Genomic DNA, 25,176 nt, shown 5'->3' on the forward strand with positions numbered 1-25,176 from the left:
AAAGACGAGATCCTATAGGATTTCGTCTTTTTTCCTTTGAATATAGTTTAAAATTCCATCTGGATATAGTGCTTTTTTCTCCTGAATGAATGCTGTAATGGGAATCCATTTCGCATATGACACTGTTTGCTCATCTTGTATCTTCACTTTTTCCATTCCATATAGTGATGTGTCTAATAAGCGTAAAGAATATAGTTGAATGATTTCATGAGCAATTTCTCCATCAAGATGAAAGATATTTTCTAAGCAACCTAAATAATCGGTGATTTCCACTTCTGTATGAAGCTCTTCTTGAAATTCACGAATAACGGTATGTGCTGATTTTTCACCAAGTTCAATTGAACCGCCAAGAGGCCGGTAATATGTTTCATCGCCTGTATGATATTCTTGTACAAGAAGGCGACTGTCATGTATAGCAAGACCGAAAGCTTTTGCACGTGGATACATATACAATCACTCCTTATTTATCCCGCTTTAACGGGCAGTAAGATCCCCACCTCAAAATTCAGCGGAAGCAAAGAAGTTAGGTGGGGGATCAACTGTCCGTAAAAGTCCGATTGGTGAGGGCTGATAATCAGTGGGGGATGAACAAAACCCCCACTGATTAAAGTTTCACTTTATTTTGTATAAGGATGATTATAATGTATTGCGTAATAAAAGTGTCGTGTATTTAAGAATGTGGTCGAATTACGATGCCATTAAATAAGTCATTCCAAAATGCTTCATTGTACTGAAATACATCCATAATAGGACATTTTATAACGCAAATATTTTGCAATCCCCAATCTTCTTCCGTAACAGTTGGTACATCTTCAGGAATGAGTAATAGGACAGAGAATGTATGTGTAACGATTTGAGATAAAATATGTTCTAAGGAACGTGCTTCTTCGTATGTTCCTCCAGTTCGAATAAACAATATGGATTGTGCCGTTTCAATTGTATTTAGAAAACGAGTAATACGATGCTTATAATTTAGTTTGATTTCTGTATAAGAAGGCCAAGAAGTTGGTGTGTTTACATCTGTTTTAAAGTCGTGGCAGGAGTCGATTTCATATAGATTGTCCCGGAGTCTTAATTTCGCACCATCATCCCAAAATGAGATGAAGGATAAGTTTTCTAACTGTAAAAAACGGTCAAATCGATTTTGTAATAATATATTCACTTTTTCTAATGATGGGCTTAGCATAAAATCAATAACGCCAAAAAATGGTGATAATTTGAATTGATATAATGCCCAAGCAGGCCAGCAGTTTTGTCCTAAACTGAATACTGCATGATATTCTTTTTTTATATCGGATAGATTCATGTGATTTATCTCATCCTTTTTGTTAATATTTTATGTCACTAAAAATGGTATGTGAATAAAGATAGACAAGCATATTTGCAAAGAATAAGCAGAAATATGTTACAATAGAAAAAAATCGAACGAGGTGGTTGTTACGATGCGATCGAAGCGAGAACAAGCCATTTTAGACAATATAAAAGAATGGGAATCGCAATTAGTTGAGCAAGAAGCGACTGATTTTCAAAAACTGTTTGATAAATGGGTACATACTACAATTGCGAAACTACCTGAGAAAAAACGAAAAGATTTCTTTACGAAAGCAGATGGATGGCTCTTTCATTTGCATGCATTGATTCAAAGTTCACAATCACAGTTAGATGCGCGTAATCGTATTTTAGGAACATCGAGATTATTTGATGAATCGATTGAGCAACTAGAGGATTTAAAAGCATTATCTATTGACCAATTAACATACATAGCAGAGCAGCAAACAGCACGCCATCGCCTATATTCATTCGTACAAGGCGGAGCAACGGGTGCTGGAGGTTTATTATTATTAACAGCTGATTTTCCGGTTATGATTGCGTTAAATGTGAAGGCTGTCCAACTTATTGCAACGTCATTTGGGCATGATGTGAACAAGCCGTATGAAATGATGCTTGCGTTAAAAGTATTTCATGCGTCATTACTACCAGGAAGACTTCAGCAATACGCATGGTACAATTTACTGCAAGAGCTAGAACAAGAAGATTCCTTCTTCTACGAAGGAGATGAAGCGGTGTTACAACCAGCTTCTACTGAAATTATTTTAAAACAAATTTTGAAAACATTTTCGATTTATGCTCTTCGTCGTAAATTATTCCAAGGTATTCCGGTAATTGGAATGGCAATCGGGTCTACAGTAAATTATCGTTTAACAAGAAACGTTACTGAATTTGCAAATAGATTTTATCAAGTGCGCCACATAGTCGAGAAGGAAAAACGGGCATAAAAAAAGCGAGAGGCCGAAGCCTTTCGCTTTTTTAATTTGTTGCATGCTTTTTGGACATTGGAATAGATACTGGCTGCTTTTCTTCTGCTTTTTCTGTTTTTGGATAATAAATTAAATCCAATGTTTTTGCCTGTACGGCAATTGAAAGAATAGTAAAAGCAATTTCTGTCCAATTTAAATAATATAATGAAAGCGCAAGAACAATCGCGTCAAAGACGAAGAAAATTTGCCCAATTGTAAAACGTGTTTTTTTACTTAATACAATTGTTAAAATGTCGTCTCCACCGGTTGCACCGCCAAATCGCAATATAAAACCGAGTCCAATACCAGCTAACGCACCGCCAACTACTGCAGCTATAAATAAATTGTTTGATAAATCGACCGTAAATGGAGAATAATTTTCCATAAGAGAATAAAATACTCCGAATGAAATTGAACCTAAAAATGAATAGCCAACCATTTTTCTACCTAACAATGACGCACATAGTAAAATAATTGGGATATCCATCATTACAGTTGAAATAGATGGTGAAATATCATAAAAATTTTGGATGAATAGTGCGATACCTACAAAGCCACCTTCTGTTAAGTGGTTTTGGAAGTGAATGTGATATAGCGCTGCTGCTAAAATAAATGAACCGATTAAAACCATAAAAACTTCTTTAATAATTTGTCGACTTTGGATGTTCCTCATCGTTATTCCTTCTTTCCGTAGTTAGTAGTCCTTTTTTGTGTTGTAAACTAACTACGAGCTCACATGTAGCTTCAGTTAGTTTACGAAAAAACTAACTACGCTATATGTCGCTGAAGAAATAACGAATAATCCTCTCGTCCATCAATTCTCCCTACTTTCGTTTTAGTTTAAGTCTTAAAACGACTAAACAAAACGTGGAGTAGGATTCTTCATTTAGCAATCCTGCTCTTCTTTGTTTTGTTTAGCTAGTAACAATTAAGCCCTAAACAAAACGCTATGTGTAAGAAGAGTCTTTTTTTTGCCAAATTATCCTTCGGGCAATCATAATTTCCCCACTCTCGTATTTTTTTCGCTAGACTAAAGTATCTGAGCTGGAAAATACGCTACGTGTATGATTCGTCAATACGATGCCACATGCTCCTTCGAGCGATCATGATATCAAAATCCCTTCCTTCAAGATTTATATTATTATATCATACTTTCAAAAAATGTATGCGGATGGAAACCGACAATAAACGGAGGAAATCTACAAAAATTGTTATGTTTAAATATTTTTGTAGAAAAGCCTAAGTTATTTTGGAGAATTGGACAGTTTTTTTAGTTTGTCCAATAAGTAAGAAAAGAAGAGTTTCTATTCAGTTGTATTTTTATCATCATTTTTATCTTTAAAAAACGCATCCCAGCTAATCACACTTAAAAAAGTTAAAGCGATAATAACGAAAGCGCGCATAAGTGTAAGGCCTCCTTTTGTACATAGTATATGAATCATTTACTTTATAATGTGTCATATTTTTACAAATTTTAACTATTATGAGAGTATATTAATATAGATAGATAAAGAGGAGAGTGAAAATATGCTAAAAGACATGTTTAAAAGAAAAGAGTTAACATGTGTTTCATGTCAGAAAAAGATTCAATATGAAGAAGAGCTTGTTGCTTTTGTAAAGTTGCCGAAAGAAAGAAGTATATTAGTTGGTCCATTTGATGCGTGTTTGGCAAAAACAGCACAAGAAATATATTGTAAATCGTGTTACGACAAAAAAGCATGACCCAAAGTAATTGAGGGGCATGCTTTTTTTATTGGTGTGCTTTCCCCTCAGATACATTTTGAGTGAGTCGATACCAAAGCCAAAGGTCATTAATGATGGAAGCGAGATCGGCAATTTCTGAATTCAGTTTGCAAGAAATTTCGAAGTCTTCTTCGTTATTTAAATGATGCTGTTTTGCATTAATATAATGTTCGAGTTCTTTTATACGATCAGGAATCTTTCCGCGAACTTGTTCCCATTTTAATAAAATCGCATGTTGCACTTTTTCGGGGATATCTTCCCAGTCTTCTTGTAAATGCGGAATTTCAATTCCGAGATGATTATCGTATAAGAAATACTTTTCCATAAGTTCACCCCCGTTTTCCTGCTTATATTGTACAAAAAAATAGAAAGAAGTTCGACGAAATTGTTTGAAAAAATTTGAAAATGACTCTTGATACATTTTGTAAAAGGTGTTAAAGTGTGAATTATTATAAAGTAAAATGAATATTTATTCTTTAGGGGGATGCAAAATGGAGAAGAAAAAAGTTGTATTAGCATATTCCGGAGGTCTTGATACTTCCGTTGCAATTAAATGGTTACAAGAGAAGAATTATGATATTATCGCGCTTTGTTTAGACTTAGGGGAAGGTAAAGACTTAGCATTTGTAAAAGAAAAGGCACTTTCAGTAGGTGCAATTAAATCATATATGATTGATGTTCAAGAAGAATTTGCAAATGAATATGCATTGATGGCGATGCAAGCGCACACGTTATACGAAGGGAAATACCCTCTCGTTTCAGCGTTATCACGCCCACTTATCGCGAAGAAATTAGTGGAAATTGCAGAACAAGAAGGTGCGACTGCAGTGGCACACGGATGTACAGGGAAAGGGAATGATCAAGTTCGTTTTGAAGTTTCTATTCAAGCGTTAAATCCTTACTTAGAAGTGATTGCGCCTGTACGTGAATGGAAATGGTCACGTGAAGAAGAAATTGCCTATGCAAAAGAAAACGATGTACCAATTCCGATTAATTTAGATAGCCCGTTTTCAATCGATCAAAATTTATGGGGACGTAGCAATGAATGTGGCATTTTAGAAGATCCATGGGCAGCGCCGCCAGAAGATGCATATGAGATGACATTAGCATTAGAAGATACACCGAATAAACCAGAGTTTGTAGAAATCGGCTTTGAAGCAGGCGTACCGACGACTTTAAATGGTACTGCATACCCACTTTCAGAACTTATTAAAACGTTAAATGCACTTGCTGGAAAACATGGCGTTGGACGTATCGATCACGTAGAAAATCGCCTTGTTGGTATTAAATCGCGTGAAGTATACGAATGCCCAGCAGCGATGACATTAATTACGGCGCACAAGGAACTGGAAGATTTAACACTCGTAAAAGAAGTAGCTCACTTTAAACCGATGATTGAGCAGAAAATAACAGAACTTATTTATAACGGTTTATGGTTCTCGCCTTTAAAACAAGCGCTGAATGCTTTCTTACAAGAAACGCAAAAGAATGTAACAGGCATGGTGCGTGTGAAATTATTTAAAGGCCATGCGATTGTAGAAGGACGTAAATCTGAGTACTCTTTATACGATGAAAAATTAGCAACGTATACTGCTCAGGATGAATTTAATCATGATGCAGCAGTTGGATTCATTTCATTATTCGGTTTACCGACGAAAGTATACAGCCAAGTGAATCAAAAGAAGGTGGAAGCGTGAGCAAACTTTGGGGCGGACGTTTTACAGAAGAAGCGGAAGCGTGGGTTGAAGAGTTCGGAGCATCCATCTCCTTCGATCAACAATTAGTAAATCAAGATATAAACGGAAGTATTGCACACGTAACGATGCTAGCAAAGCAAGGCATCGTTACGAAAGAAGAAGCAGAGAAAATAAAGATAGGTCTTCAATATTTATTAGAAGAAGCGAAACAAAATAAATTGCATTTTTCCGTTGAAGCGGAAGACATTCATTTAAATATCGAAAAGATGTTAATTGAAAAAATCGGTGAAGTAGGCGGGAAACTTCATACTGGCCGAAGTCGTAACGATCAAGTAGCGACAGATATGCATTTATATTTAAAAGAAAAAGTAGAACATATTATAAAAGCTACAAAACAATTGCAAACTGTTCTTGTTCATCAAGCAGAAAATAATATTGAAACAATTATGCCTGGTTATACGCACTTGCAGCGTGCCCAGCCAATTTCATTTGCGCATCATATTCTCGCTTATTTTTGGATGTTAGAGCGTGATGTGAATCGTTATGAAGATTCATTAAAGCGTATTAACATTTCCCCATTAGGAGCAGGAGCGTTAGCAGGAACGACATTCCCAATTGACCGAGAATATAGTGCGGAGCTTCTTGGATTTAATGGAATGTATGAAAATAGTTTAGACGCAGTAAGCGATCGTGATTTCATACTGGAGTTCCTAAGTAACTCCTCTATGCTTATGATGCACTTATCACGCTTTTGCGAAGAACTTATTTTATGGAGTAGCCAAGAGTTTCAATTTATTGAAATGAGCGATCAATACGCAACGGGAAGCAGCATTATGCCGCAAAAGAAAAATCCAGATATGGCGGAACTAATCCGTGGTAAAACAGGCAGAGTATACGGTAATTTATTTAGTTTACTTACAGTAATGAAAGGATTACCGCTCGCTTACAATAAAGACTTGCAAGAAGATAAAGAAGGAATGTTTGATACAGTAAAAACAGTAGAAGGATGCCTTCATATTATGGCAGGCATGCTAGAGACAATGACTGTAAACAAAGAAAAAATGGGGCAAGCTGTAACGCAAGATTTCTCTAACGCAACAGAAATTGCCGACTACTTAGCAAACAAAGGACTACCGTTCCGTCAAGCTCATGAAATTGTTGGAAAGCTAGTGCTGCACTGCACACAAAAAGGAATTTATTTAGTAGATGTACCACTTGCAACGTATAAAGAAATGAGCTCGTTATTTGAAGAAGATTTGTATGAAGTGCTGTCACCGTATGCGGCTGTAAAGCGCCGTAACAGTGCTGGCGGGACTGGGTTTGAACAAATTGAAAAGGCTTTGGAGAAGGCGAAGGGGTTAGTTGGAGAGTTTGTGGGAAGTTGATTGATAAGAAAGAAGGTACGCTAACCTTAGTAGAGGGAAGTGTACCTTCTTTTGTAATTTTTATAGCCTAAAATTAATCATACTTATGCCGATCTTCCGTAATTCGAATATACTCAATATCCATCAAATCTCTAAGCAATGCACCGTTACTTAGTTCCACACCATGTTTCTCTTTAAAATGAGTACGAATCGTATCTAACATTTCAATTTCTTTCCCATTCACATCTAAAATAATACGTTCAGAATCATCCATATAACATCCTCTTTTTTTAAACATATATATTTTGTCCGTCTATTTCTAAAAAATGTATGTTAATGTAATGTTAGGAAATAAGAAAGGGATGGAAAATGAGACGTATTTATTTTATAGGTTTAATTTTGTACACATTAATTGTATTACACAGTGCATTCCCAAATATCTTTTCATTTGAGGATGTAGAGACAGTACACGTTGGGATATTTATCTGTATTCTATTTGTAGTAGATTGCTGTATTTCGATATGGCTTTCGAAAAGAAAACATGTACATGATAAAAAAGAGATAGAACGAAAAAAGAGAAAACGTTCATTTTGGATGACGACGTATTGTTTTTCTTTAGCGATTGTTGCTGCTTTTTTTAGTGAGAATATCCCATTAGAAAGATTAAATATTGAATTTGGAGCGTTCGTATTTGCATACTATTTTTTCATGCACTTTCTTCCTTATATGAAAGAAAAGCGAGGAGAAGAGGAAGATCCGCTTGTAGAAGAAGCGAGAGAACAAGAGCATAAGAGAATAGAAGAAGATATAAAGAAACTAGGGGAACAAAAATGGTATTTGAAATCTAAAATCATATATGTTCTTTGCTTTATTACGCCGCCAATTGGTTATTTGTATGTATTCTGCCTTCGTAAAAAAATGACAGAAGATGCAAGGCAATCTTATTTAACAGTAGCTACGATTATGATGGCATTGTGGTCTTTGAAGTTTCTTCCGCCTTATGTGTTGGCAATAGCTATTATTGTGCTAGTTTGTCTTGTATTTATAGTGAAGTATGTGAAATAAGTTGTAGTTATATAGACTACAGCTATATAATTATAATTGTAATAATATTATATAATGATTTATTTAAAAAGGGGATGCGGTATGGGTTTAATAAAATCAGTAACTGGAGCAGTGTCTAAAGCTGCAGCTGAAGTAGTGGGCGGTGCGATAGAAGTAGTAGGCGAAGTTACGAACAGTAATTTCATAAAGGATGTTGGAAAAGGGGTTAATAAAGCTACGGTTAAAACTGGAGAAATCGTTGGGAATCTTGCTGATGGGACGTATGATGCTATAGGCGGTCTCATTACAGATGATAAACAGCAAGCGAAGCGAGGATACAAAGAAATACTGGGAACGGTTCAAGATACGGCAACGACAATTGGGAAAGGTATTGTACATGTTTCAGAAAAGGGAGTTGAAACGGTGCAAGCGATACGGGAGGGAGATACTGATAAAGCGATAGAAGCAGGAAAAGAATTAGCGAAGGTTGCAGCTGTAGGCGTCTTCTCAGTTGGAGTTATTGATATAATTGATGGTGTGGATGGAATCGCCGACGGAGTAGAAGGCGATAGTGTAGCACAAGCATCAGCTCCAGAAGCAACTGATGTAGAATATGCGACGGAGGAAAACCCGAATACTCATCATGTAACACCACATGAAAGAGTTTTACCTGACGGGAGAACAATATGGGTAGATGGTGATGGCGATACGAGTGTAAATACACAAGGAGGCTGGGAACAGCATAATCCAGATTACAGAATTCTTAAAGTGTAAATGAAAATAGGGTAGATAAGAGGAAGCCTCTTATCTACCCTATTTATTTTTATAAATTAAAGCTCACCTTGCTCCTCATCACCACGAACAACAAGGACATCGCATTTCGCATAGCGAATAATATGTTCAGAGACGCTACCAATTAGGAAACGCTCAACAGCATTTAAACCAGTTGCACCACACATAATTAAATCTACTTTATGATTTGGAGCAATTTCTTTTGAAATTTTTGATTTAGGATTACCAAATTCTAATACAGTTTCAATTTTTTCAAGGCCAGCTTCAAGCGCAGTTTTTTTGTAGTCTTCTAATAAGTCTTCTGCAAATAGATTTGCACGTTCAGCAATTGCACGGCTATAAGCTTCTACTGCTGAGTATGCTTTTACATCAACGATATGAGCAATAGTTAATGTTGCATTGTTGCGTTTTGCGACTTGAATTGCTTTTTTAAAGGCTTTTTCTGCTTCTTTAGAACCATCCACCGCGATTAAAATATTTGTATATGTATTATTCATAGTAAATTCCTCCCAATCATTTTTATTACCGTTTACAACTTTATTATAAAACAAATTTTGGTAATGTGCTTGTCGGAAACGTTACAGAATTTCGAAAACTCTGTTTTGATTCATTTTAGTTGTAATTGGTGCGAGAACTTGTTACATATGAACTATAGCAATTTAAAAGGGGGCCGTTTTGTGAGACACGCGCTCATTACAGCCGGTACGAAAGGTTTAGGAAAGCAAGTAACAGAAAAATTATTGGCTAAAGGCTATTCAGTAACAGTAACATATCATAGCGATATCACGGCTATGGAAAAGATGAAAGAAACATATAAAAATATGGAAGAGCGTCTACAATTCGTGCAAGCGGATGTCACGAAAAAGGAAGATTTACATAAAATAGTAGAAGAAGCGATAAGCCGTTTTGGCAAAATTGATTTCTTAATTAATAATGCTGGTCCATATGTATTTGAACGAAAAAAGTTAGTCGATTATGAAGAAGATGAATGGAATGAAATGATTCAGGGTAATTTAACAGCGGTATTTCATTTGTTGAAACTTGTCGTTCCAGTTATGAGAAAACAGAACTTTGGCCGTATTATTAATTACGGATTCCAAGGGGCAGATAGCGCACCGGGATGGATTTATCGTTCAGCTTTTGCCGCAGCGAAAGTAGGACTTGTTTCATTAACGAAAACAGTTGCTTACGAAGAAGCAGAATATGGAATTACTGCAAATATGGTATGTCCTGGTGATATTATTGGTGATATGAAAGAAGCGACAATTCAAGAAGCACGTCAGTTGAAAGAACGTAACACACCAATTGGTAGATCTGGAACAGGCGAAGATATCGCAAGAACGATTTCGTTTTTATGTGAAGACGATTCCGATATGATTACTGGCACAATTATTGAAGTAACGGGTGCAGTAGATGTTATTCATAGACATCGATAGAGCAAAATAAAGTGAAGTTTCGAATAATTGGACAGTTTATCCTGTATGCAAAGAGGTGCGGATAATACTGTCCTTTCATGTAAGATTAAATCTATCGGAAAACTTGTATTATTTTTTGTCAAATATTGAGATATTATGTTAAAATATAAGAGCGTAGAAAGCGCTTTAAAAAATGATTCAGGGGTCATTTCATAACTCAAGGGGGAACTAATCATGCGTATCGGTATTCCAACAGAAATTAAAAACAATGAAAATCGCGTGGCAATGACGCCAGCGGGAGCAGTACATTTAGTACAAAATGGTCATGAAGTTTTTGTTCAAAAAGGAGCAGGTTTAGGATCTGGCTTTACGGATGAAGAATACGTACAAGCTGGTGCAAAACTTGTTGAAACTGCTGAAGAAGCATGGAATCAAGATATGGTTATGAAGGTAAAAGAGCCAGTTGCAAGTGAATACGGCTATTTCCGTGAAGGTTTAATTTTATTCACATACTTACACTTAGCTCCAGAACCAGAATTAACGAAAGCATTAATTGATAACAAAGTTGTATCAATTGCATACGAAACAGTACAATTAGACAATCGTTCACTGCCATTACTTGCACCTATGAGTGAAGTAGCTGGTCGTATGTCTGCACAAATTGGTGCACAATTCCTTGAAAAAAACAAAGGTGGTAAAGGTATTTTACTGGCAGGCGTTCCAGGGGTAAAACGCGGCAAAGTAACAATTATCGGCGGTGGTCAAGCTGGTACAAACGCAGCGAAGATTGCAGTAGGTTTAGGTGCAGATGTAACAATCATCGACTTAAGTGCAGAACGTCTTCGTCAATTAGATGACATTTTCGGTAACCAAGTAAAAACGTTAATGTCTAATCCATACAACATCGCAGAAGCTGTAAAAGAATCTGACCTTGTTATTGGTGCAGTATTAATCCCAGGTGCAAAAGCGCCAAAACTTGTAACAGAAGAAATGATTCAATCAATGGAGCCAGGTTCTGTCGTTGTAGATATCGCGATTGACCAAGGTGGTATTTTTGAAACAACTGACCGTATTACAACTCATGACAACCCGACTTACGAAAAACATGGCGTTGTTCATTATGCAGTTGCTAATATGCCAGGTGCGGTTCCACGTACATCAACTCTTGCATTAACAAACGTAACAGTACCATATGCAGTACAAATTGCGAACAAAGGCTACAAAGAAGCTTGCCTAGGCAACACTGCATTATTAAAAGGTATTAACACATTAGATGGATATGTAACATTCGAAGCAGTTGCAGAAGCTCACGGCTTACAATACGCTGATGCGAAAGAGCTACTTGAAAAAGCTCCTGCTTTATCATAATAGAAATACATGTAAGCCCCTCCTTACGCAAGGAGGGGCTTTTTGTTTAGATTAATTGTCTAGTTTCTTTACAATTTTCAATCCAAACATCATTGTAAAGAAAAGAATGCCGAACAAGTAATATAAGGCATACTCAACTCGTATCATCGAGTTTTTGTCAGTGATATATAAAATAAATAGTATCGCAGATCCGACTAAATGAGAGAGACCGAAAATTTGTGCCATAAGTTTTAAACTCATCTTCTCGATTCTTTCATCCATTTCGGGTAAGGGATATTTCTCTGCATCGTTCTTTTTTTTCTTAAAGAATATTCGTTTCACTACGAATAGTATCAAGGAGAAGAGTATGTATACGCCAGCGAATAAAAGGACAGAACTAATCTTTTCTTCGTCATTACTATTGAAATAAAGAAGAGCTGAACCTAACAGCAAAATGGTAAGATGCGAAATGAACTTTTGATTAAAAGTATTTTTCATTCTTTTTCCTCCCCAGTTTTATCTAATTGAAATAAATCTTCTACTTTACAGTTGAAAAACTCACATAATTTCAATGCTAATTCTAAACTTGGGTTGTATTTGTTTTTTTCGATAGCGATGAGGGATTGTCTAGTGATTTGAACAGAGGAAGCTAATTGTTCTTGGGTGATGTCTCTAACGACGCGGAATTGTTTTACCTTATTTTTAATCAAATATACAAAGTCTCCTTTTTGTAAATTTGTTACATTTATTATATCCATTTTTAGGTAATAAGTAAATAAAACTTTACAAAAAGTAAATAAAACTTTACGTGAAATATAGCTTGTTATAATGTTATTTTTGTGATAATTCGGAATTAAATGAAAAATGAAAGTCAAAAGAGGGGATTGGGTGGGAAGTAAAAAGAGGAGGAAAAAGCAAGCAAAGAGACAAGAGTATATAAAGAAAAAACAGGAACAGAACATACCTCTTTCTAAAAAAATAGTCATTATGATAGAGAAAACATTTCGGTATATTTGTATGTTCTTGTACGTAATTTTTTGTGTGTTTTTATGCGGAATGGTTAAAAGTTTGGGGATCACCCCTAATTTTATTGAAGGTATTTTTGGCGTTACACTTGTTATGGTAGAAGGAATCTTATTCTTTATATTATTTAATAAAGTATGGCCTAGTCATGAAAGTAAGAAAGATAAGCAAAGAAAAATGAGCAAAAAATCTTCATACGCCTCAAGTTCATCAAGTGGATTCGGTGACTACAGTAGCAGTGATTGTAGTAGCTCAAGTGATGGCGGAGGAGATTGCGGAGGCGGTGGAGATTAAATTAGTTTTTTCAGAAGAACGATTAATGAAAGGGTGGGACGAAATATGGAGACTGTGAATTTATTAGAATTAACAAAAGACATTCAAGATCAACATAAAAACTTCGTCGTTTCAAATGTAAATAGTCATTGCCTACGAATTGCTGTATTTACTGGTGAATACGATTGGCACTATCATTCTAATTCGGATGAATTATTTATTGTACTAGAGGGAGAATTACTTATCGATTTTGAAGATGGAGAAACAGCGGTTTTAAAGCCGAATGATTCTATCTTAATTCCAGCATGCACGATTCATAGAACGAGAGCATTAAAGAGAACGGTAAATCTTTGTTTTGAAAATATAGAGGCGGATACGATTAAAGTGGAGCAATTATGAAAAAATTATCTGTAGCCGAGTATAGAAAAATCCTTCCGATTTTAGAAAGTCATACAAAAACGACGACGTTTGCTTATGCGGTATGTGATCAAGTAATAGATGGTGAGGTTTTTGTAAACGAGAAGTTAACAGCAGGACTAATTCGTACAGCGAATGGCATTTATTATGTATTTGGTCATACGGATGATCAAAATTATAACGAAGATTTATTTTCGTTTATAAAAAAGGCTATTGAAAAAACAGAGAAGAGATTTACATTGTTCACTTCGAGTGACGAGTGGGAAATGATGATTGACGAGCGTTTTAGTCATGTACTTCGGGACATTCCGCGAATGAAATTTCAAAGTGTAACCTTTGAAGGGAGAAAACGAGATTGTAACAAAAATACATATGAAGTGAAGCGTATTGATAGAAGAGATATAGAACGAAGCAGTGAATTTACAGAGGAGTATTACAAAGAATATTGGGGATCAAAAGAAACATTTTTAAACGGTGGTTTTGGATTTTGTATAGAACAAGAGGGAATGATTGTAGCGGAATGTGTTTCAATATTTAGTGGGAATGGATTCGCTGAAATTGATATTGTGACGCATAAAGCATATCAAGGGAAAGGATTAGCCCAAGCTGTTGCAACACGGTTCATTGAACATTGCATGCAAAATGATATTACACCGTGCTGGGATTGTTATGTAGACAATATTTCTTCGCGAAAATTAGCTAGCAAATTAAGTTTTCATAATCCAATAGAATATAGATTATTTGTACGGAAGAAAACGGGGGAATAAAAATGAATGTGGAATTAACGAGATTTAAAGTAAAGCCTGGTAAAAGTCATCGTGTAGATGAATGGATGCAGCTTCTTAATGACAATATGAAAGAAGTACTTTTGACATTAAACGACGAAAAGATGTACGTTGAGACAATTTTCCGGGAAATAAGAGATGGAGAAGAGTACTTATATTGGTATTCTGTGCAAGGAGAAGGCGGGGCTCTTGTCGAAAATTCTCATCATGAAATTGATAAAAAGCATTTGGAATTTTGGTATGAATGTATTGATGAAGAAGCACCCGCTGTTGATATGAAAACAGAAGTTGTTATGATTCAAGAAGTTGTGAAGGATGCGATGAAATAATAGATTGGTATTTTGTAACCGTAACATGGTCATCTTTTTGGTTGGAATATATATTATTGGAGATGCTGTAGGATGAGAATTAATAATAAATATATCACTCTCGATGAAATAGAAATAGTAAGAGAACCTTTAAATAAATTGCATGAATATCATAACAATAAATCAAAATATTTTTCTGGTGATTATCCAAGAATGACATTTGAGGAACGTATTGAAAATTATAAACAAAATTCAAAGTACGGAGAATATAGAATTGAATTATTAGTTGAGTCGGAAACAGATGATATATTAGGATTTTGTATAGCGTATAGTAAAAGAGCAAGTGGGAAGATTGAAGTTTTATTCGTTGATGAAAAATACCGAAGAAACGGATTTGGTTTGAAATTAATGAATAGTGCAGTGGAATGGTTTAAAGCGAAGAAGATAGATGAAATTGAATTAACAGTAGTGTACGGAAATGAAGCTGTATCGTTTTATGAAAAGCTGGGGTTTTATCCTCGTTCAATTATTATGGCGACTAAGTCATAACTATAGTGTGAGGAGAGATGAGTGGGAGTTTTTGTTTCAAAAAATGATTCATATGTTACTAAAGTATATGCGTAGAGCACATCAAAATAGATGTGCTTTTTATTATAATAAACATTTAGAAATCTGTATTTAGATATCTTTAAGTGAAAATAAAAGGGGATATCACGAATCTTTTAGGACAAACTATAAAGAAATAAAAAACACAAAACCAAAAGACCTACCAATATACGGTGTAGTCGTAACAGGAAAAACAGAGGATTTACAAAGTTTACAAGGAGCACCATATATTAAGGCTGCTGTTAGAGGTGTAACAGTTGAGAAATATTAATTACAGTCTATTAATGTGAATAATCAGAAAATTTATGGTATACTATGTGAAAAGGGGGTTAATATGAGGCAAATACATGGAGCAATTTATATTTACATAACAATGTTTTTCGTGGCAATATCTTATGGATTAGGGCACGTGTATTCGCATCCTATACTAACTTTTTTAAGCGGAGCATGTATGGCGTTTGCGCTTCTTGTCCACCTTTTCTCAGTTTGGATCGTGAAATTCCAATTAAATATTAGTGAAATAGAAGAAGGCACTTTCTAAGTGGCCTTCTTTTTTTAATAATATTTTGGAAGCTCTTGTAGCAATTTTTCAACTTCACGTTCAGTTTCTTCACATATAGAAAGCTTGCGCAGTCTGAAAAATAAGCTGCGTAAGAAAGATTTTATGTTCCCATATAGAAACTCGTACGATTCAATATGTAATGTTTGTTTTTTTGCGGGTAATTGAGCTATTAATTCATGAAGGGCTAATAGGAGTACTTCTTCTTTTAAGCCATTTTGCAGCATTGTGACAATTGGATAAACAATACGTTCATCTTCTTCATATTTGTAATAGATGGAATGGACACAAACTTTGTTTAATAAAGTTTGTAATATTTCCTCGTAATATAAAGTTTCCAATTTAGGACTACGAACAAGCGCTTCAAATGTATCGGAAGCATGAGCGATACTATGTGCCCAGCCGTGGTCTTGCACATATCCCCGGAAATCATGTTCATTGTTCATATATAGAATTAATTGATCTTTTACATTTAAAATATCATTCTGTGATAAGAAATTATGATTTGTATCGGCATCAATAATGAGCGCGATTAATAATGTTGTAAATGAACGGGTAAATACAGCATCTTCGTCATTTGAATAAATCTTATACAATAAAAATTTTTCACCGATGCTTTCTAATAATAGTTTCTGTAATTGTGTGTGTGAAAGGTAGTCCTTCTTGATGAGATGATAAAAAGTAGAGTAAATAAGTTTGTCTCTTAAATAGCTATCAGTAACACCGATATGCTCAAGCATGCTGGAACTTAAAGAATCAATATGAAGTGTGTTATCTATGATGTAATTATTATTACGAAGTTCTTCTAACTGTTGTTGTAACATATAACCCCTCCTTTTTTAGAAAATTCTGTATTTTAATAGTATAATAAGAGGAAGAAATAGACAATAAATAAACGCTTTTGAATGGAGGGGCATGATGAAGAGAGCATTATTCTTTTTCATTAGTATTTTCTTTTTAGGGAGTTGTTCGATTTGGTATGTTACTTTTTCAAGCGAGAGCAAAAGTTGGACGGGGCAATATAAAGGATATATTAAGGATGACAGTGAAGATGGAATGTTTACGTTTCAGTATAAGGGCGGGGATGGGAATACAGAATTCAAAAATTTGGAGATTTCTATTAGTGAAGCGTTTCGTACAATGACACAAACGTCAGAAGTTCATAAAGGAGCAAGGATTGAAATGAAGTCTTCTTGTGTAAGTTGCGCGCCTCTATCTAAAGATGAACCGATAGAGATTGTGATTAAATGGGATGATAAGTATGAGGAGAAGATGGTTTTAAAGCGGAAATAGAAAAAGGCAGCACTCAAGCTGCCTTTTTGTTATTTTACAAATTGTAATTCTTTCGGGAATTTCGTTAAAATTTCTGATCCGTCTTTTGTGATGTAAATATCATCTTCAATACGAACGCCACCTACGTTTGGTACGTAAATACCTGGCTCGATTGTGAAGACCATACCTTCTCTTAATGGAGATTCGTTACCAGCTTTTACATCTGGGTATTCGTGCACGCTAATTCCAAGTCCGTGACCAAGGCGGTGCGGGAAGAAGTCGCCGTAACCTGCATCTGCGATAACAGAACGAGCAGCGTTGTCGATTGCGCCAAGTGTAACACCTGGTTTACATGCTTCAACTGCTTGTAGTTGTCCAGCAAGTACAGTGTTATAAATACGAGTTTGCTCTTCAGAAATGTCGCCAAATGCCACTGTACGTGTAATGTCAGAGCAATAGCCATCAATGATTACGCCTAAATCAAATAGTACGAAATCGCCGCGTTTCATTTTGTTTGCACCTGGAATACCGTGTGGAAGAGCAGAGTTTGCACCAGCTAATACCATCGTATCAAATGACATTTTATGTATGCCTTTTGTTTTTAATTCGTGTTCAATAATTGCTAATACTTCTAGTTCGCTACGATCTTCTTTAATTGCATTTACACCAACTTCAACAGCATAGTCTGCCATTTTAGCTGCTTCGCGTAAAATAGAAAGTTCTTTTTCATCTTTAATTAAACGAAGTTCACGAACTTTTTCCTCAGCTGATTTGAAAGCTGCATTTGGGAATAGTTTTGTTAATTCTTCGTAGCGCTCTACGTTTAAATGTTCTTTTTCAATTGCAACTGCGTTTGCATTGATGCCGCGGTCTTGAATTGCTTTTGCAATCATATCCCATGGTCTGTCAGTATCAGTAAATCCGATAATTTCATGTGCCCAGCCAGCGTTACGTGCTTGGCCTTCTTCCATTTTAGGGCAAATTAAAATAGGTTCTTTTTCTTGGAATACAAACATACCAAGAAGTCTTTCGTGTGGTTCACAGTGGAAGTTTGTCATGTAGAAGACGTTTGGTGTAGAAGTTAAGAACGCAGCTTCTACGTTTTTTTCTTTTAGCCATTGCATTAAATTTTCTAATCTAGCATTCATCGATTGGCACCCCCGAGATATTTAATTACAAATATAACTTTAACTCGGAAGAAAGCGTTATGACAAGTAAATAGATGTTAGAAAAGACAGGGAATTGAAAAATCATGTAGAATAAAAAGTGAGAATGTGAATAGGGGAGGAATGTAAGAATGAAAGTATCTTATCATGGGCATTCAGTTGTAAAGATTGAAACGAATGGAAAAGTGATTGTAATTGATCCATTTTTAACGGGAAATCCGAAAACAGATTTAAAGGCTGAAGATGTAAAAGTAGATGCGATTCTTTTATCCCACGGTCATGGTGATCATGTTGGAGATACAGTAGAGCTTGCGAAGAAAAATAATGCAGTTGTAGTGGCGCCATTTGAACTAGCGACATTTTTAAGTTGGCAAGGTGTAAAAACACATCCGATGCATATTGGTGGTTCACATGAATTTGACTTCGGAAAAGTGAAGTTTACACAAGCATTCCACGGCTCTAGTTATATTGATGAAGAAAATAAGACGATTACATATACAGGTATGCCAGCGGGTATTTTATTTACAGCAGAAGAGAAGACTTTGTACCATGCAGGGGATACCGCTCTATTCTCTGATATGAAATTAATTGGGGAATTAAATAACATTGATGTAGCATTTTTACCAATTGGTGATAATTTCACAATGGGACCAGAAGATGCTGTTTTAGCAGCAAAATGGGTTCAGGCGAAAACTGTTGTACCGATGCATTACAATACGTTCCCAGTAATTGAACAAGATCCATATCAATTTGTAGAAAAGCTACAAAATTGTACAGGGAAAGTATTAGAAGCTGGAGAAAGTATTACACTATAGAAAAGAAACCCTTCATTTGAAAAGACAAGTGAAGGGTTTTTTACGTGTGTAGAACAGCTTGTAAAGGTTGTACTTGTTTTGATGATTCTTTTCTTTTTGGAAGTGGCTGTTCAGGTGTTTCATTCAATTCCATTGCAACTTTTTTCCCGTCTACGAAAGCTAAAAATACAGCACCTACAACTTCTAATAATTTTTTCATCATGTATCCGCTCCTTTGTTTTATTTCTTGTCTTCATTGTATATGGAAGCGGCTGGACAAACTATCGAACGAGATGACAATACCATTACATTGTTGTAATGGTAGCGGTGGTGTAATGTAAGGTGTATTTTGTTATAAAAAAAATAGTACAGATATACAAAGAGAGAGTGTAACAGTTTTGAAAATATAGTATACTGAAAATACAACACATGAAGAATTTAGGGAAAAGAAAGTATGGTGAAACCATTTGGCTACCAAGCATAACCAAATTTTAGAACATATTAATAGCCTGCCAGTAGGGCATAAAATTTCTGTAAGGCAAATTGCAAAAGATTTGAGTGTAAGTGAAGGTACAGCTTATCGTGCAATTAAAGATGCAGAAAATAAAGGGTATGTTAGTACGATTGAACGTGTCGGAACAATTCGAATTGAACAAAAGAAGAAAGAAAATATTGAAAAGCTGACATATGCAGAAGTCGTTAACATTGTCGATGGTCAAGTACTTGGAGGCAGAGAAGGACTACATAAAACGTTAAATAAATTTGTAATCGGAGCAATGAAATTAGAAGCGATGATGCGCTATACAGAAGCTGGAAACTTACTTATTGTCGGTAATCGTACGAACGCACATCAATTAGCGTTAGAAACCGGAGCTGCGGTGTTAATTACGGGCGGATTTGATACGGAAGATCATGTGAAGAAATTAGCAGATGAATTAAAACTGCCGATTATTTCAAGTAGTTACGATACATTTACAGTTGCAACGTTAATTAATCGTGCGATTTATGATCAGCTTATTAAGAAAGAAATTGTACTCGTTGAAGATATTTTAACGCCAATTGAAGAAACGTTATATTTAAAGCCAGATGATACAGTGCAGCAATGGCATGCGTATAACGAAGAGACGATGCATGGAAGATATCCAATTGTTGATGAAAATAAAAAGGTATTAGGTATTGTAACTTCTAAGGATATGATTGGTGTTGCAAAAGAAACACCAATTGATAAAGTAATGACAAAGCATCCAATTACGGTAAATGGAAAAATGTCTGTCGCAGCTGCGGCGCGTATGATGGTATGGGAAGGTATTGAGTTACTTCCTGTTGTTGATGAAGGAAATAAGTTGCAAGGTATTATTAGCCGTCAAGATGTACTTCAGGCGTTGCAAATGATTCAGCGTCAACCGCAAGTCGGCGAAACAATCGATGATATTGTAACGAATCAATTTATGACGCCGAAAGAAGCGAAAAATGAACACTTATATCAATTTTCAGTGACACCGCAAATGACGAATTCAATCGGAACGCTATCTTACGGTGTATTCGCAACGATTGTGACGGAAGCAACGAATCGCGTTATTCGTGCGCAAAAGAAGAGTGATTTAATTGTTGAGAACTTAACAATTTATTTCGTAAAACCAGTTCAAATTGACAATGTTGTATCCGTTCATCCGAAAGTATTAGAAATTGGACGTAAATTTGGTAAGGTTGATGTAGAAGTACATCATGAAGGTAATGTTGTTGGAAAAGCGTTACTTATGGTGCAGTTAATTGATAAATAAAAAGATGGAGCAAGCCGCTTTGGTTTGTTCCATTTTTTTTAGAACGCTACAATAGGGAGTTTTTAAATTTAGTTAGCAACTGAATCTACCAAGTTCTGTTTCATATTTATAAGTATGGGCATGCAATCACTTGAAGGTGCTTGAACAATAATTGTGGGGGTGTCGAATGGGAGTAATAATTCTCTTTTTAGGGGTAGTATTTGCAATAACTTTTCATGTGTTAACACATAGAAGAATGGATATAAAGAAAAAGAAATTGTATGTAGTAAGTTTGATTTTCGCTATTGTTTGTTCCTTTATCTCTACAGCTGGAGAAAATAAGGGCGATTTTCTATACTTTGGTGTACCAGCTGAAACATTTGTTTATTATGGCGGATGGGAAATTTCGTTTCATCCCTTAGGCTTTTTCTTTAACTTTATTTTGTTTTATTTTGTTTTGAATTTATTATTTAAGCTACGTAAGGGCTCGGGTAGAGAAGTAAAAAAATAGCAGGATATGTATCGGTACGGATAGAAAATTGGTGATTACTCGATAAGAAAGTTTAAGCTATTAATTATTACTATGCTTCACTATACGAACTAGGGGGATAGGAATGGATTTTCACACTAAAAAATGGTTATGTAAGCAATATAATTTAAATAGTTTTACGAAAGTTTCATTGTTGCATGGGGGAGAAAATCAAACATATATATTTGAATCGGACAAAAATAAATTTGTAGTGAGGCAGTATAGAGAAGGTCGTTATACAGCCGAGCAAATAGAAGCTGAAATACATTGGTTAATAGCAATACAAAAACAAATGTTAGTACCAGAAGTAGTTGTAAATAAAGATGGTGACTGGGTCACACCTGTTATGAAAGATGAGGGAAGTATCCAGTATTTTGTTGTCTTTAGGTTTATAAATGGAAATGAAATTATAGAACCAAAGGATAAAGATTATGAAAAACTTGGATCATTCATGCGAAAGTTTCATGAAAAAACAAATGGAGTGCTTAAAAGTGTGCCGCAAACTTGGAGGGGGTATGAAAGACCTATATATAGCGAGAAAAAGATGATTCATGAGCCTTTACAATGTTTATTACATGCTTCTTTTTTATCTTATGAGGATAAAAATAAATGCTTGAGAATTGCAGAAAGAATACAAGAACTTACAAACTCAATTCAATTGGGAGAAAAACAATTTGTTCACGGAGATATGCATTTTGGAAATATTCTTGTAGACAAAGAGGATTGGTATTTACTCGATTTTGATGAATGTGGATTTGGGTATAAAGAGTTTGATATTGGTGTTCCTAGATTGCATTTAATTGCTTCGGGACAGTTAGAAGAGGCATGGGGAAACTTCATGATGGGATATGGGGAAAATATTTCAGAATCAGCCATTCGACTTGGAGCTGCTTCAAGAATCTTTTATATGGCAGGGAAAATACCATTAAGACTTGATATTGAACCTATTAAAAAGAATCCTGATCATTTCATTCGCCGATATATTCAGTATGCGGAAGAGGAATTATGCGGTGAGACAATTGTCTGATAAAAAAACAGAATATTAATTCATTTAAATTTTAGACTATGGTATAATTATATTGTAAGAAAATGGATTTCTGGAAGGTGGTATACATTATGTCATCAACAGTACTCTTTTTTGGTAGTATCGCACTATTTTACTTCGTTGTGATGATACCAATTCAATATTTATACTTACAAGGTTTACATGAAAAAAAGAAAAAAACAGGATTATCTCAGCGAGAGCTATATGAAAAAATGTCTTTTGGGGAAGAACAATTACACCTTCATGTGCAAGGCAACCCATTCAATATCCCTTCTGCGTTTGTTGCATATATGATTTTAAAAGTTAGAGGACGTAAAAAAGCATCACAATGTTGATGCTTTTTTACGTTGTTTCATAGACTTCGGCTTCTTCAACTGCTAATGGTAAGAAATGTTTATATTGGCGAAATCCATTAAATACACTTGCACTACCAAATAGAACAAATAAAACACCAACGATAATACGAGCGGTTGAAAGTTCTAAAAAGAATTGGTTTATCCCGAAGAATAAGACGAATGAACCGAGTGCCATTGCGGATTTTCCTGAGAGCCAACCTTTCTCCATTGGGCGGTTTGTACGAAAGTATTTTGTTTTGTAGAAGAGATACAACATAAATGAGACGATAATACAGAAGACTAATACTGGCATCATGCACACTCCCATCGTTTTATGAAAAATAATAGTGGAGAAAAAAGAAATATCTAAACTTTCTAACTTTTATTATAAAGCAATTGTTCGCATGTATGAAATACTTTCCGTTATAATGGAGAATAAAGTGAGACTTTCATTAGTGTGGGGATGTTTCCGCGCGCTAATGATTAGCCTACATTTATTGGGCTTTTACTGCACGTTGAAGTGAAGAAGTTGAATAAAAAGGAGATTATACATATGCATGAGCAAATTTTAGGAGCAATTAAAGAGTTTGATACAATTATTATTCATCGCCATGTGCGTCCGGATCCAGATGCGTTAGGTTCACAAGGCGGTCTTAGTACAATTCTACAAGAATCGTTTCCAGAGAAAAATATTTATACGGTTGGGTACAATGAACCGTCATTAGCATATTTACGAGTAATGGATGATATTGAAGATAGTGTATACGAAAATGCGCTTGTTATCGTTTGTGATACAGCAAATCAAGAACGTGTTGACGATCAACGCTATACAAAAGGGAAGATGTTAATCAAAATTGATCATCATCCAAATGAAGATCCATACGGAGACATTACGTGGGTAGATACGACAGCGAGTTCTACAAGCGAAATGATTTATGAGTTTTATAATTATGGAAAAGATAAAGGATTACAAATAACGAAAGAAGCAGCTCGTCTTATTTTAGCAGGTATTGTTGGGGATACAGGTCGTTTCTTATTCCCGAATACAACAGCGAAAACACTTCGTTACGTAAGTGAGCTTGTTGATATGGATGTGAAATTCACAGATTTATACAATGAAATGTATAAAACAAAAGAAAAAATCGCTCGTTTAAACGGTTATATTTTACAAAACTTTACGATGGTAGAAGAAGGAGCAGCTTACATTAAATTAACGAAAGAAGTATTAGAAAAGTTTGATGTACTTCCTTCTGAGGCATCTGGCGTTGTTGGAGCACTTGGTAATATTGATGGATTAAAGGCATGGGTTCTATTTTTAGAGGAAGACGATGTGATTCGTGTTCGCCTTCGTTCAAAAGGACCAGTTATAAATAAATTAGCAATGCAATATAACGGTGGAGGACATCCGATGGCTTCTGGTGCAAAAGCATCTTCTTGGGAAGAAGCGGATCGTCTATTTGCTGATTTACGTGAGATTTGTAAATAAGAAATTATATGTTAGAACGAAAAGAAGGAGTGGCGCTAAAGCCCTCCTTCTTTATCCCGCTTTAATGGGCAGTAAGACCCCCACCTCAAATTTCAGCGAAAGCAAAGAAGTTAGGTGAGGATCAACTGCCCATAAAAGCCCGATTGGTTCAACTAATAATCAGTGGGGGATGAAGAAAACCCCCACTGATTAAAGTTTCACTTTATTTTTCTTTCTCTATCGTAATGCTAATTTCAAGCACGGTATCAAAAGATATTGTATCGACTTTAAAACGGTATAGCCGATCGTAATGTTTGTACGTCTTGTTTTCGATTACTTTTTTGAGTAGGTCTTTATTTTTTGCGATACTTTGTATGTTTTTCGTTAAAAGATGCTGGAGGTCATTATGGATAGATGTAGTCATATTTTCGAGTGTAAGATTGTCTAAATCGTATTTTTCTCGATTTATAAGTTTTATTTTAATCTCTTGAATGGTTAAGAGCCGTTTATTTTCAGTATTCAATTTTTCTTGATCTTCGAGAAGGACGTGGAGCTTTGCTTCTTGTTTTTCTATAATTTCTCTTTGTTCTGCTATTTTACTAGCTTGTTCTTCTTGAAAAACACCGTATATGTACAAAAAAATAAACCAGCTCAACACGCCTCCAACAGCAGCGCCAGCTAAAACTAAATACCATCTTTTCGCTGTATTGGCACTTGGTACTCTCATACATGCTCCTGCGTTAGCCATTTAATAATAATAAGACCAGTTTGCATACCACCTGTTGCGAAAAAAATAAGGAGAATTTGTTTTACGATATCTTTCATATCCCCGCCAAAGAAACTTCTTTCAAAACTATAAAAAGTATCAAATGTTCCGCCAATCGCTGCAACGAGTGCCCAAATCCTTAAATTTTGGGCGAATTGATTAATGTAAGTGAGAGTTGGTTTTCCGATAAGAAATGCACCAAATCCACCAATTAATGAACCACCAAGTATAACCCCAAAGGCAATAAAATAACTAATAATAAGCAGAGAGAAAAAAGTGTGTTCTCTTACATCCATCGTCATTCCCCTTTCTTCTTCATATATATGGACAAAGTATAAGAAGTATGTTTTGATTTCCTCTTTCCTCTTCACCTA

The 25,176-nt window shown here is 35.3% G+C and carries 35 protein-coding genes and 1 pseudogene; 22 read left to right on the forward strand and 14 right to left on the reverse strand.

Translation table 11 applies throughout. The features are described 5' to 3' along the window. Nucleotides 1–12 precede the first annotated feature (12 nt). Both LMD38_RS03725 and LMD38_RS03730 read right to left on the reverse strand, forming a co-directional pair. The gene (locus LMD38_RS03725) at nucleotides 13–447 is read right to left on the reverse strand and encodes an NUDIX hydrolase (RefSeq protein WP_016718663.1); all 435 of its coding nucleotides are present in this window, start codon (nucleotides 445–447) and stop codon (nucleotides 13–15) included. A gap of 223 nt (nucleotides 448–670) precedes the next feature. Further along, on the reverse strand, nucleotides 671–1,306 hold the full coding sequence (locus LMD38_RS03730; protein ID WP_061183833.1) for a DUF1796 family putative cysteine peptidase: 636 nt from the start codon (nucleotides 1,304–1,306) through the stop codon (nucleotides 671–673). A 136-nt stretch (nucleotides 1,307–1,442) separates the two neighbouring features. Between LMD38_RS03730 and LMD38_RS03735 the strand changes: the two genes are divergently transcribed. Continuing rightward, complete coding sequence (locus LMD38_RS03735; protein WP_001256870.1) at nucleotides 1,443–2,276, forward strand: EcsC family protein; 834 nt, start codon at nucleotides 1,443–1,445, stop codon at nucleotides 2,274–2,276. 31 nt (nucleotides 2,277–2,307) lie between these two features. Here LMD38_RS03735 and LMD38_RS03740 read toward each other — a convergent pair whose 3' ends face one another. Continuing rightward, the gene (locus tag LMD38_RS03740) at nucleotides 2,308–2,970 is read right to left on the reverse strand and encodes a YitT family protein (protein WP_001244531.1); all 663 of its coding nucleotides are present in this window, start codon (nucleotides 2,968–2,970) and stop codon (nucleotides 2,308–2,310) included. Between the two features lie 854 nt (nucleotides 2,971–3,824). Between LMD38_RS03740 and LMD38_RS03745 the strand changes: the two genes are divergently transcribed. Beyond that, nucleotides 3,825–4,019 carry a hypothetical protein gene (locus tag LMD38_RS03745; RefSeq protein ID WP_000910290.1) on the forward strand — a complete coding sequence of 65 codons (195 nt, stop codon included), beginning with the start codon at nucleotides 3,825–3,827 and terminating at the stop codon, nucleotides 4,017–4,019. 28 nt (nucleotides 4,020–4,047) lie between these two features. Here LMD38_RS03745 and LMD38_RS03750 read toward each other — a convergent pair whose 3' ends face one another. Then, nucleotides 4,048–4,365, reverse strand: coding sequence for a hypothetical protein (locus LMD38_RS03750; RefSeq protein WP_061183834.1), 318 nt, complete (start codon nucleotides 4,363–4,365; stop codon nucleotides 4,048–4,050). Between the two features lie 166 nt (nucleotides 4,366–4,531). On the opposite strand from LMD38_RS03750, the gene LMD38_RS03755 reads away from it, so the two are divergent. Both LMD38_RS03755 and argH read left to right on the forward strand, forming a co-directional pair. Further along, complete coding sequence (locus LMD38_RS03755; protein WP_000412314.1) at nucleotides 4,532–5,737, forward strand: argininosuccinate synthase; 1,206 nt, start codon at nucleotides 4,532–4,534, stop codon at nucleotides 5,735–5,737. Next, the gene (gene argH, locus LMD38_RS03760; protein WP_016718661.1) at nucleotides 5,734–7,122 is read left to right on the forward strand and encodes an argininosuccinate lyase; all 1,389 of its coding nucleotides are present in this window, start codon (nucleotides 5,734–5,736) and stop codon (nucleotides 7,120–7,122) included. Before LMD38_RS03755 ends, argH begins: the two co-directional genes overlap by 4 nt. A 73-nt stretch (nucleotides 7,123–7,195) precedes the next feature. On the opposite strand, the gene LMD38_RS03765 is transcribed toward argH, so the two are convergent. Next, nucleotides 7,196–7,375 carry a hypothetical protein gene (locus LMD38_RS03765; protein ID WP_000342760.1) on the reverse strand — a complete coding sequence of 60 codons (180 nt, stop codon included), beginning with the start codon at nucleotides 7,373–7,375 and terminating at the stop codon, nucleotides 7,196–7,198. A 95-nt stretch (nucleotides 7,376–7,470) separates the two neighbouring features. Between LMD38_RS03765 and LMD38_RS03770 the strand changes: the two genes are divergently transcribed. Together LMD38_RS03770 and LMD38_RS03775 are read left to right on the forward strand one after the other, a co-directional pair. Next, nucleotides 7,471–8,166 carry a hypothetical protein gene (locus tag LMD38_RS03770; RefSeq protein ID WP_062821903.1) on the forward strand — a complete coding sequence of 232 codons (696 nt, stop codon included), beginning with the start codon at nucleotides 7,471–7,473 and terminating at the stop codon, nucleotides 8,164–8,166. 81 nt (nucleotides 8,167–8,247) lie between these two features. Continuing rightward, a complete protein-coding gene (locus LMD38_RS03775; protein ID WP_062821904.1) occupies nucleotides 8,248–8,919 on the forward strand; it encodes a hypothetical protein in 672 nt (223 codons plus the stop codon). A 56-nt stretch (nucleotides 8,920–8,975) separates the two neighbouring features. On the opposite strand, the gene LMD38_RS03780 is transcribed toward LMD38_RS03775, so the two are convergent. After that, a complete protein-coding gene (locus tag LMD38_RS03780; protein WP_001066673.1) occupies nucleotides 8,976–9,434 on the reverse strand; it encodes a universal stress protein in 459 nt (152 codons plus the stop codon). A 147-nt stretch (nucleotides 9,435–9,581) separates the two neighbouring features. Between LMD38_RS03780 and LMD38_RS03785 the strand changes: the two genes are divergently transcribed. Together LMD38_RS03785 and ald are read left to right on the forward strand one after the other, a co-directional pair. Then, nucleotides 9,582–10,373, forward strand: a complete 792-nt coding sequence (locus LMD38_RS03785) for an SDR family oxidoreductase (protein ID WP_016718658.1) — start codon at nucleotides 9,582–9,584, stop codon at nucleotides 10,371–10,373. Between the two features lie 213 nt (nucleotides 10,374–10,586). Further along, nucleotides 10,587–11,720, forward strand: a complete 1,134-nt coding sequence (gene ald, locus LMD38_RS03790; RefSeq protein ID WP_016718657.1) for an alanine dehydrogenase — start codon at nucleotides 10,587–10,589, stop codon at nucleotides 11,718–11,720. Nucleotides 11,721–11,771: 51 nt separating this feature from the next. Here ald and LMD38_RS03795 read toward each other — a convergent pair whose 3' ends face one another. Both LMD38_RS03795 and LMD38_RS03800 read right to left on the reverse strand, forming a co-directional pair. Continuing rightward, nucleotides 11,772–12,197 (reverse strand): hypothetical protein, encoded by a 426-nt coding sequence (locus LMD38_RS03795; RefSeq protein ID WP_061183836.1) that lies wholly within the window; start codon nucleotides 12,195–12,197, stop codon nucleotides 11,772–11,774. After that, complete coding sequence (locus tag LMD38_RS03800; RefSeq protein ID WP_002003636.1) at nucleotides 12,194–12,457, reverse strand: helix-turn-helix transcriptional regulator; 264 nt, start codon at nucleotides 12,455–12,457, stop codon at nucleotides 12,194–12,196. Before LMD38_RS03800 ends, LMD38_RS03795 begins: the two co-directional genes overlap by 4 nt. A gap of 130 nt (nucleotides 12,458–12,587) precedes the next feature. Here LMD38_RS03800 and LMD38_RS03805 point away from each other — a divergent pair, with 130 nt between their 5' ends. The 7 genes and pseudogenes from LMD38_RS03805 (at nucleotide 12,588) to LMD38_RS03835 (ending at nucleotide 15,652) form a co-directional block, all read left to right on the forward strand. Then, entirely contained in the window at nucleotides 12,588–13,016 is a 429-nt protein-coding gene (locus LMD38_RS03805; RefSeq protein WP_061183837.1) for a hypothetical protein, read from the forward strand. Between the two features lie 45 nt (nucleotides 13,017–13,061). Continuing rightward, nucleotides 13,062–13,394 (forward strand): cupin domain-containing protein, encoded by a 333-nt coding sequence (locus LMD38_RS03810; RefSeq protein WP_000450952.1) that lies wholly within the window; start codon nucleotides 13,062–13,064, stop codon nucleotides 13,392–13,394. After that, nucleotides 13,391–14,179, forward strand: a complete 789-nt coding sequence (locus tag LMD38_RS03815; RefSeq protein WP_061183838.1) for a GNAT family N-acetyltransferase — start codon at nucleotides 13,391–13,393, stop codon at nucleotides 14,177–14,179. Before LMD38_RS03810 ends, LMD38_RS03815 begins: the two co-directional genes overlap by 4 nt. 2 nt (nucleotides 14,180–14,181) lie before the next feature. Further along, the gene (locus LMD38_RS03820) at nucleotides 14,182–14,526 is read left to right on the forward strand and encodes a DUF6176 family protein (RefSeq protein WP_016718654.1); all 345 of its coding nucleotides are present in this window, start codon (nucleotides 14,182–14,184) and stop codon (nucleotides 14,524–14,526) included. 72 nt (nucleotides 14,527–14,598) lie between these two features. Next, entirely contained in the window at nucleotides 14,599–15,054 is a 456-nt protein-coding gene (locus LMD38_RS03825) for a GNAT family N-acetyltransferase (protein WP_001222303.1), read from the forward strand. Nucleotides 15,055–15,190: 136 nt separating this feature from the next. Further along, nucleotides 15,191–15,382: pseudogene (locus tag LMD38_RS03830) on the forward strand (anti sigma factor C-terminal domain-containing protein); the annotation flags it as partial. Between the two features lie 63 nt (nucleotides 15,383–15,445). Then, nucleotides 15,446–15,652, forward strand: coding sequence for a hypothetical protein (locus LMD38_RS03835; RefSeq protein WP_001248905.1), 207 nt, complete (start codon nucleotides 15,446–15,448; stop codon nucleotides 15,650–15,652). 14 nt (nucleotides 15,653–15,666) lie between these two features. Here the strand turns inward: LMD38_RS03835 and LMD38_RS03840 are convergent, their stop codons facing one another. Then, entirely contained in the window at nucleotides 15,667–16,494 is an 828-nt protein-coding gene (locus LMD38_RS03840) for a DUF2785 domain-containing protein (protein WP_228920182.1), read from the reverse strand. 94 nt (nucleotides 16,495–16,588) lie between these two features. Here LMD38_RS03840 and LMD38_RS03845 point away from each other — a divergent pair, with 94 nt between their 5' ends. Continuing rightward, nucleotides 16,589–16,963, forward strand: a complete 375-nt coding sequence (locus LMD38_RS03845) for a hypothetical protein (RefSeq protein ID WP_062821906.1) — start codon at nucleotides 16,589–16,591, stop codon at nucleotides 16,961–16,963. A gap of 29 nt (nucleotides 16,964–16,992) precedes the next feature. Here the strand turns inward: LMD38_RS03845 and pepQ are convergent, their stop codons facing one another. Beyond that, entirely contained in the window at nucleotides 16,993–18,090 is a 1,098-nt protein-coding gene (gene pepQ / locus LMD38_RS03850) for a Xaa-Pro dipeptidase (protein WP_062821907.1), read from the reverse strand. A 149-nt stretch (nucleotides 18,091–18,239) separates the two neighbouring features. Here pepQ and LMD38_RS03855 point away from each other — a divergent pair, with 149 nt between their 5' ends. Further along, entirely contained in the window at nucleotides 18,240–18,923 is a 684-nt protein-coding gene (locus tag LMD38_RS03855) for a metal-dependent hydrolase (protein WP_062821908.1), read from the forward strand. Between the two features lie 40 nt (nucleotides 18,924–18,963). Here LMD38_RS03855 and LMD38_RS03860 read toward each other — a convergent pair whose 3' ends face one another. Next, the gene (locus tag LMD38_RS03860; RefSeq protein ID WP_000976302.1) at nucleotides 18,964–19,125 is read right to left on the reverse strand and encodes a hypothetical protein; all 162 of its coding nucleotides are present in this window, start codon (nucleotides 19,123–19,125) and stop codon (nucleotides 18,964–18,966) included. A gap of 244 nt (nucleotides 19,126–19,369) precedes the next feature. Between LMD38_RS03860 and LMD38_RS03865 the strand changes: the two genes are divergently transcribed. The 4 genes from LMD38_RS03865 to LMD38_RS03880 all read left to right on the forward strand — a co-directional run bounded on the left by LMD38_RS03865 (nucleotide 19,370) and on the right by LMD38_RS03880 (nucleotide 22,571). Continuing rightward, the gene (locus LMD38_RS03865) at nucleotides 19,370–20,683 is read left to right on the forward strand and encodes a CBS domain-containing protein (protein WP_000201583.1); all 1,314 of its coding nucleotides are present in this window, start codon (nucleotides 19,370–19,372) and stop codon (nucleotides 20,681–20,683) included. 166 nt (nucleotides 20,684–20,849) lie between these two features. Further along, entirely contained in the window at nucleotides 20,850–21,173 is a 324-nt protein-coding gene (locus LMD38_RS03870; RefSeq protein WP_016718651.1) for a hypothetical protein, read from the forward strand. A gap of 103 nt (nucleotides 21,174–21,276) precedes the next feature. Next, the gene (locus LMD38_RS03875) at nucleotides 21,277–22,218 is read left to right on the forward strand and encodes a phosphotransferase enzyme family protein (RefSeq protein WP_016718650.1); all 942 of its coding nucleotides are present in this window, start codon (nucleotides 21,277–21,279) and stop codon (nucleotides 22,216–22,218) included. Between the two features lie 89 nt (nucleotides 22,219–22,307). Further along, entirely contained in the window at nucleotides 22,308–22,571 is a 264-nt protein-coding gene (locus LMD38_RS03880; RefSeq protein ID WP_000099741.1) for a DUF3949 domain-containing protein, read from the forward strand. 7 nt (nucleotides 22,572–22,578) lie between these two features. On the opposite strand, the gene LMD38_RS03885 is transcribed toward LMD38_RS03880, so the two are convergent. Continuing rightward, a complete protein-coding gene (locus LMD38_RS03885; protein ID WP_001144773.1) occupies nucleotides 22,579–22,884 on the reverse strand; it encodes a YtpI family protein in 306 nt (101 codons plus the stop codon). Nucleotides 22,885–23,124: 240 nt separating this feature from the next. Between LMD38_RS03885 and LMD38_RS03890 the strand changes: the two genes are divergently transcribed. Further along, the gene (locus LMD38_RS03890; RefSeq protein ID WP_000545149.1) at nucleotides 23,125–24,057 is read left to right on the forward strand and encodes a DHH family phosphoesterase; all 933 of its coding nucleotides are present in this window, start codon (nucleotides 23,125–23,127) and stop codon (nucleotides 24,055–24,057) included. Nucleotides 24,058–24,259: 202 nt separating this feature from the next. Here LMD38_RS03890 and ytrI read toward each other — a convergent pair whose 3' ends face one another. Next, complete coding sequence (ytrI, locus tag LMD38_RS03895) at nucleotides 24,260–24,763, reverse strand: sporulation membrane protein YtrI (protein WP_001265736.1); 504 nt, start codon at nucleotides 24,761–24,763, stop codon at nucleotides 24,260–24,262. Beyond that, nucleotides 24,760–25,173, reverse strand: coding sequence for a YtrH family sporulation protein (locus LMD38_RS03900; protein ID WP_001998397.1), 414 nt, complete (start codon nucleotides 25,171–25,173; stop codon nucleotides 24,760–24,762). The genes ytrI and LMD38_RS03900 overlap by 4 nt, the downstream gene beginning before the upstream one ends. Nucleotides 25,174–25,176: the final 3 nt, after the last annotated feature.

It is taken from the genome of Bacillus pacificus, assembly GCF_020861345.1.
Taxonomy (GTDB): domain Bacteria; phylum Bacillota; class Bacilli; order Bacillales; family Bacillaceae_G; genus Bacillus_A; species Bacillus_A pacificus.

Bases quoted from the DNA above. Each gene is read 5' to 3' on its own strand.
- LMD38_RS03725 (WP_016718663.1), bottom strand. From the start codon at position 447: ATGTATCCACGTGCAAAAGCTTTCGGTCTTGCTATACATGACAGTCGC.
- LMD38_RS03730 (WP_061183833.1), bottom strand. From the start codon at position 1,306: ATGAATCTATCCGATATAAAAAAAGAATATCATGCAGTATTCAGTTTA.
- LMD38_RS03735 (WP_001256870.1), top strand. From the start codon at position 1,443: ATGCGATCGAAGCGAGAACAAGCCATTTTAGACAATATAAAAGAATGG.
- LMD38_RS03740 (WP_001244531.1), bottom strand. From the start codon at position 2,970: ATGAGGAACATCCAAAGTCGACAAATTATTAAAGAAGTTTTTATGGTT.
- LMD38_RS03745 (WP_000910290.1), top strand. From the start codon at position 3,825: ATGCTAAAAGACATGTTTAAAAGAAAAGAGTTAACATGTGTTTCATGT.
- LMD38_RS03750 (WP_061183834.1), bottom strand. From the start codon at position 4,365: ATGGAAAAGTATTTCTTATACGATAATCATCTCGGAATTGAAATTCCG.
- LMD38_RS03755 (WP_000412314.1), top strand. From the start codon at position 4,532: ATGGAGAAGAAAAAAGTTGTATTAGCATATTCCGGAGGTCTTGATACT.
- LMD38_RS03765 (WP_000342760.1), bottom strand. From the start codon at position 7,375: ATGGATGATTCTGAACGTATTATTTTAGATGTGAATGGGAAAGAAATT.
- LMD38_RS03770 (WP_062821903.1), top strand. From the start codon at position 7,471: ATGAGACGTATTTATTTTATAGGTTTAATTTTGTACACATTAATTGTA.
- LMD38_RS03775 (WP_062821904.1), top strand. From the start codon at position 8,248: ATGGGTTTAATAAAATCAGTAACTGGAGCAGTGTCTAAAGCTGCAGCT.
- LMD38_RS03780 (WP_001066673.1), bottom strand. From the start codon at position 9,434: ATGAATAATACATATACAAATATTTTAATCGCGGTGGATGGTTCTAAA.
- LMD38_RS03785 (WP_016718658.1), top strand. From the start codon at position 9,582: ATGAACTATAGCAATTTAAAAGGGGGCCGTTTTGTGAGACACGCGCTC.
- ald (WP_016718657.1), top strand. From the start codon at position 10,587: ATGCGTATCGGTATTCCAACAGAAATTAAAAACAATGAAAATCGCGTG.
- LMD38_RS03795 (WP_061183836.1), bottom strand. From the start codon at position 12,197: ATGAAAAATACTTTTAATCAAAAGTTCATTTCGCATCTTACCATTTTG.
- LMD38_RS03800 (WP_002003636.1), bottom strand. From the start codon at position 12,457: ATGGATATAATAAATGTAACAAATTTACAAAAAGGAGACTTTGTATAT.
- LMD38_RS03810 (WP_000450952.1), top strand. From the start codon at position 13,062: ATGGAGACTGTGAATTTATTAGAATTAACAAAAGACATTCAAGATCAA.
- LMD38_RS03815 (WP_061183838.1), top strand. From the start codon at position 13,391: ATGAAAAAATTATCTGTAGCCGAGTATAGAAAAATCCTTCCGATTTTA.
- LMD38_RS03820 (WP_016718654.1), top strand. From the start codon at position 14,182: ATGAATGTGGAATTAACGAGATTTAAAGTAAAGCCTGGTAAAAGTCAT.
- LMD38_RS03825 (WP_001222303.1), top strand. From the start codon at position 14,599: ATGAGAATTAATAATAAATATATCACTCTCGATGAAATAGAAATAGTA.
- LMD38_RS03835 (WP_001248905.1), top strand. From the start codon at position 15,446: ATGAGGCAAATACATGGAGCAATTTATATTTACATAACAATGTTTTTC.
- LMD38_RS03840 (WP_228920182.1), bottom strand. From the start codon at position 16,494: ATGTTACAACAACAGTTAGAAGAACTTCGTAATAATAATTACATCATA.
- LMD38_RS03845 (WP_062821906.1), top strand. From the start codon at position 16,589: ATGAAGAGAGCATTATTCTTTTTCATTAGTATTTTCTTTTTAGGGAGT.
- pepQ (WP_062821907.1), bottom strand. From the start codon at position 18,090: ATGAATGCTAGATTAGAAAATTTAATGCAATGGCTAAAAGAAAAAAAC.
- LMD38_RS03855 (WP_062821908.1), top strand. From the start codon at position 18,240: ATGAAAGTATCTTATCATGGGCATTCAGTTGTAAAGATTGAAACGAAT.
- LMD38_RS03860 (WP_000976302.1), bottom strand. From the start codon at position 19,125: ATGATGAAAAAATTATTAGAAGTTGTAGGTGCTGTATTTTTAGCTTTC.
- LMD38_RS03870 (WP_016718651.1), top strand. From the start codon at position 20,850: ATGGGAGTAATAATTCTCTTTTTAGGGGTAGTATTTGCAATAACTTTT.
- LMD38_RS03875 (WP_016718650.1), top strand. From the start codon at position 21,277: ATGGATTTTCACACTAAAAAATGGTTATGTAAGCAATATAATTTAAAT.
- LMD38_RS03880 (WP_000099741.1), top strand. From the start codon at position 22,308: ATGTCATCAACAGTACTCTTTTTTGGTAGTATCGCACTATTTTACTTC.
- LMD38_RS03885 (WP_001144773.1), bottom strand. From the start codon at position 22,884: ATGCCAGTATTAGTCTTCTGTATTATCGTCTCATTTATGTTGTATCTC.
- LMD38_RS03890 (WP_000545149.1), top strand. From the start codon at position 23,125: ATGCATGAGCAAATTTTAGGAGCAATTAAAGAGTTTGATACAATTATT.
- ytrI (WP_001265736.1), bottom strand. From the start codon at position 24,763: ATGAGAGTACCAAGTGCCAATACAGCGAAAAGATGGTATTTAGTTTTA.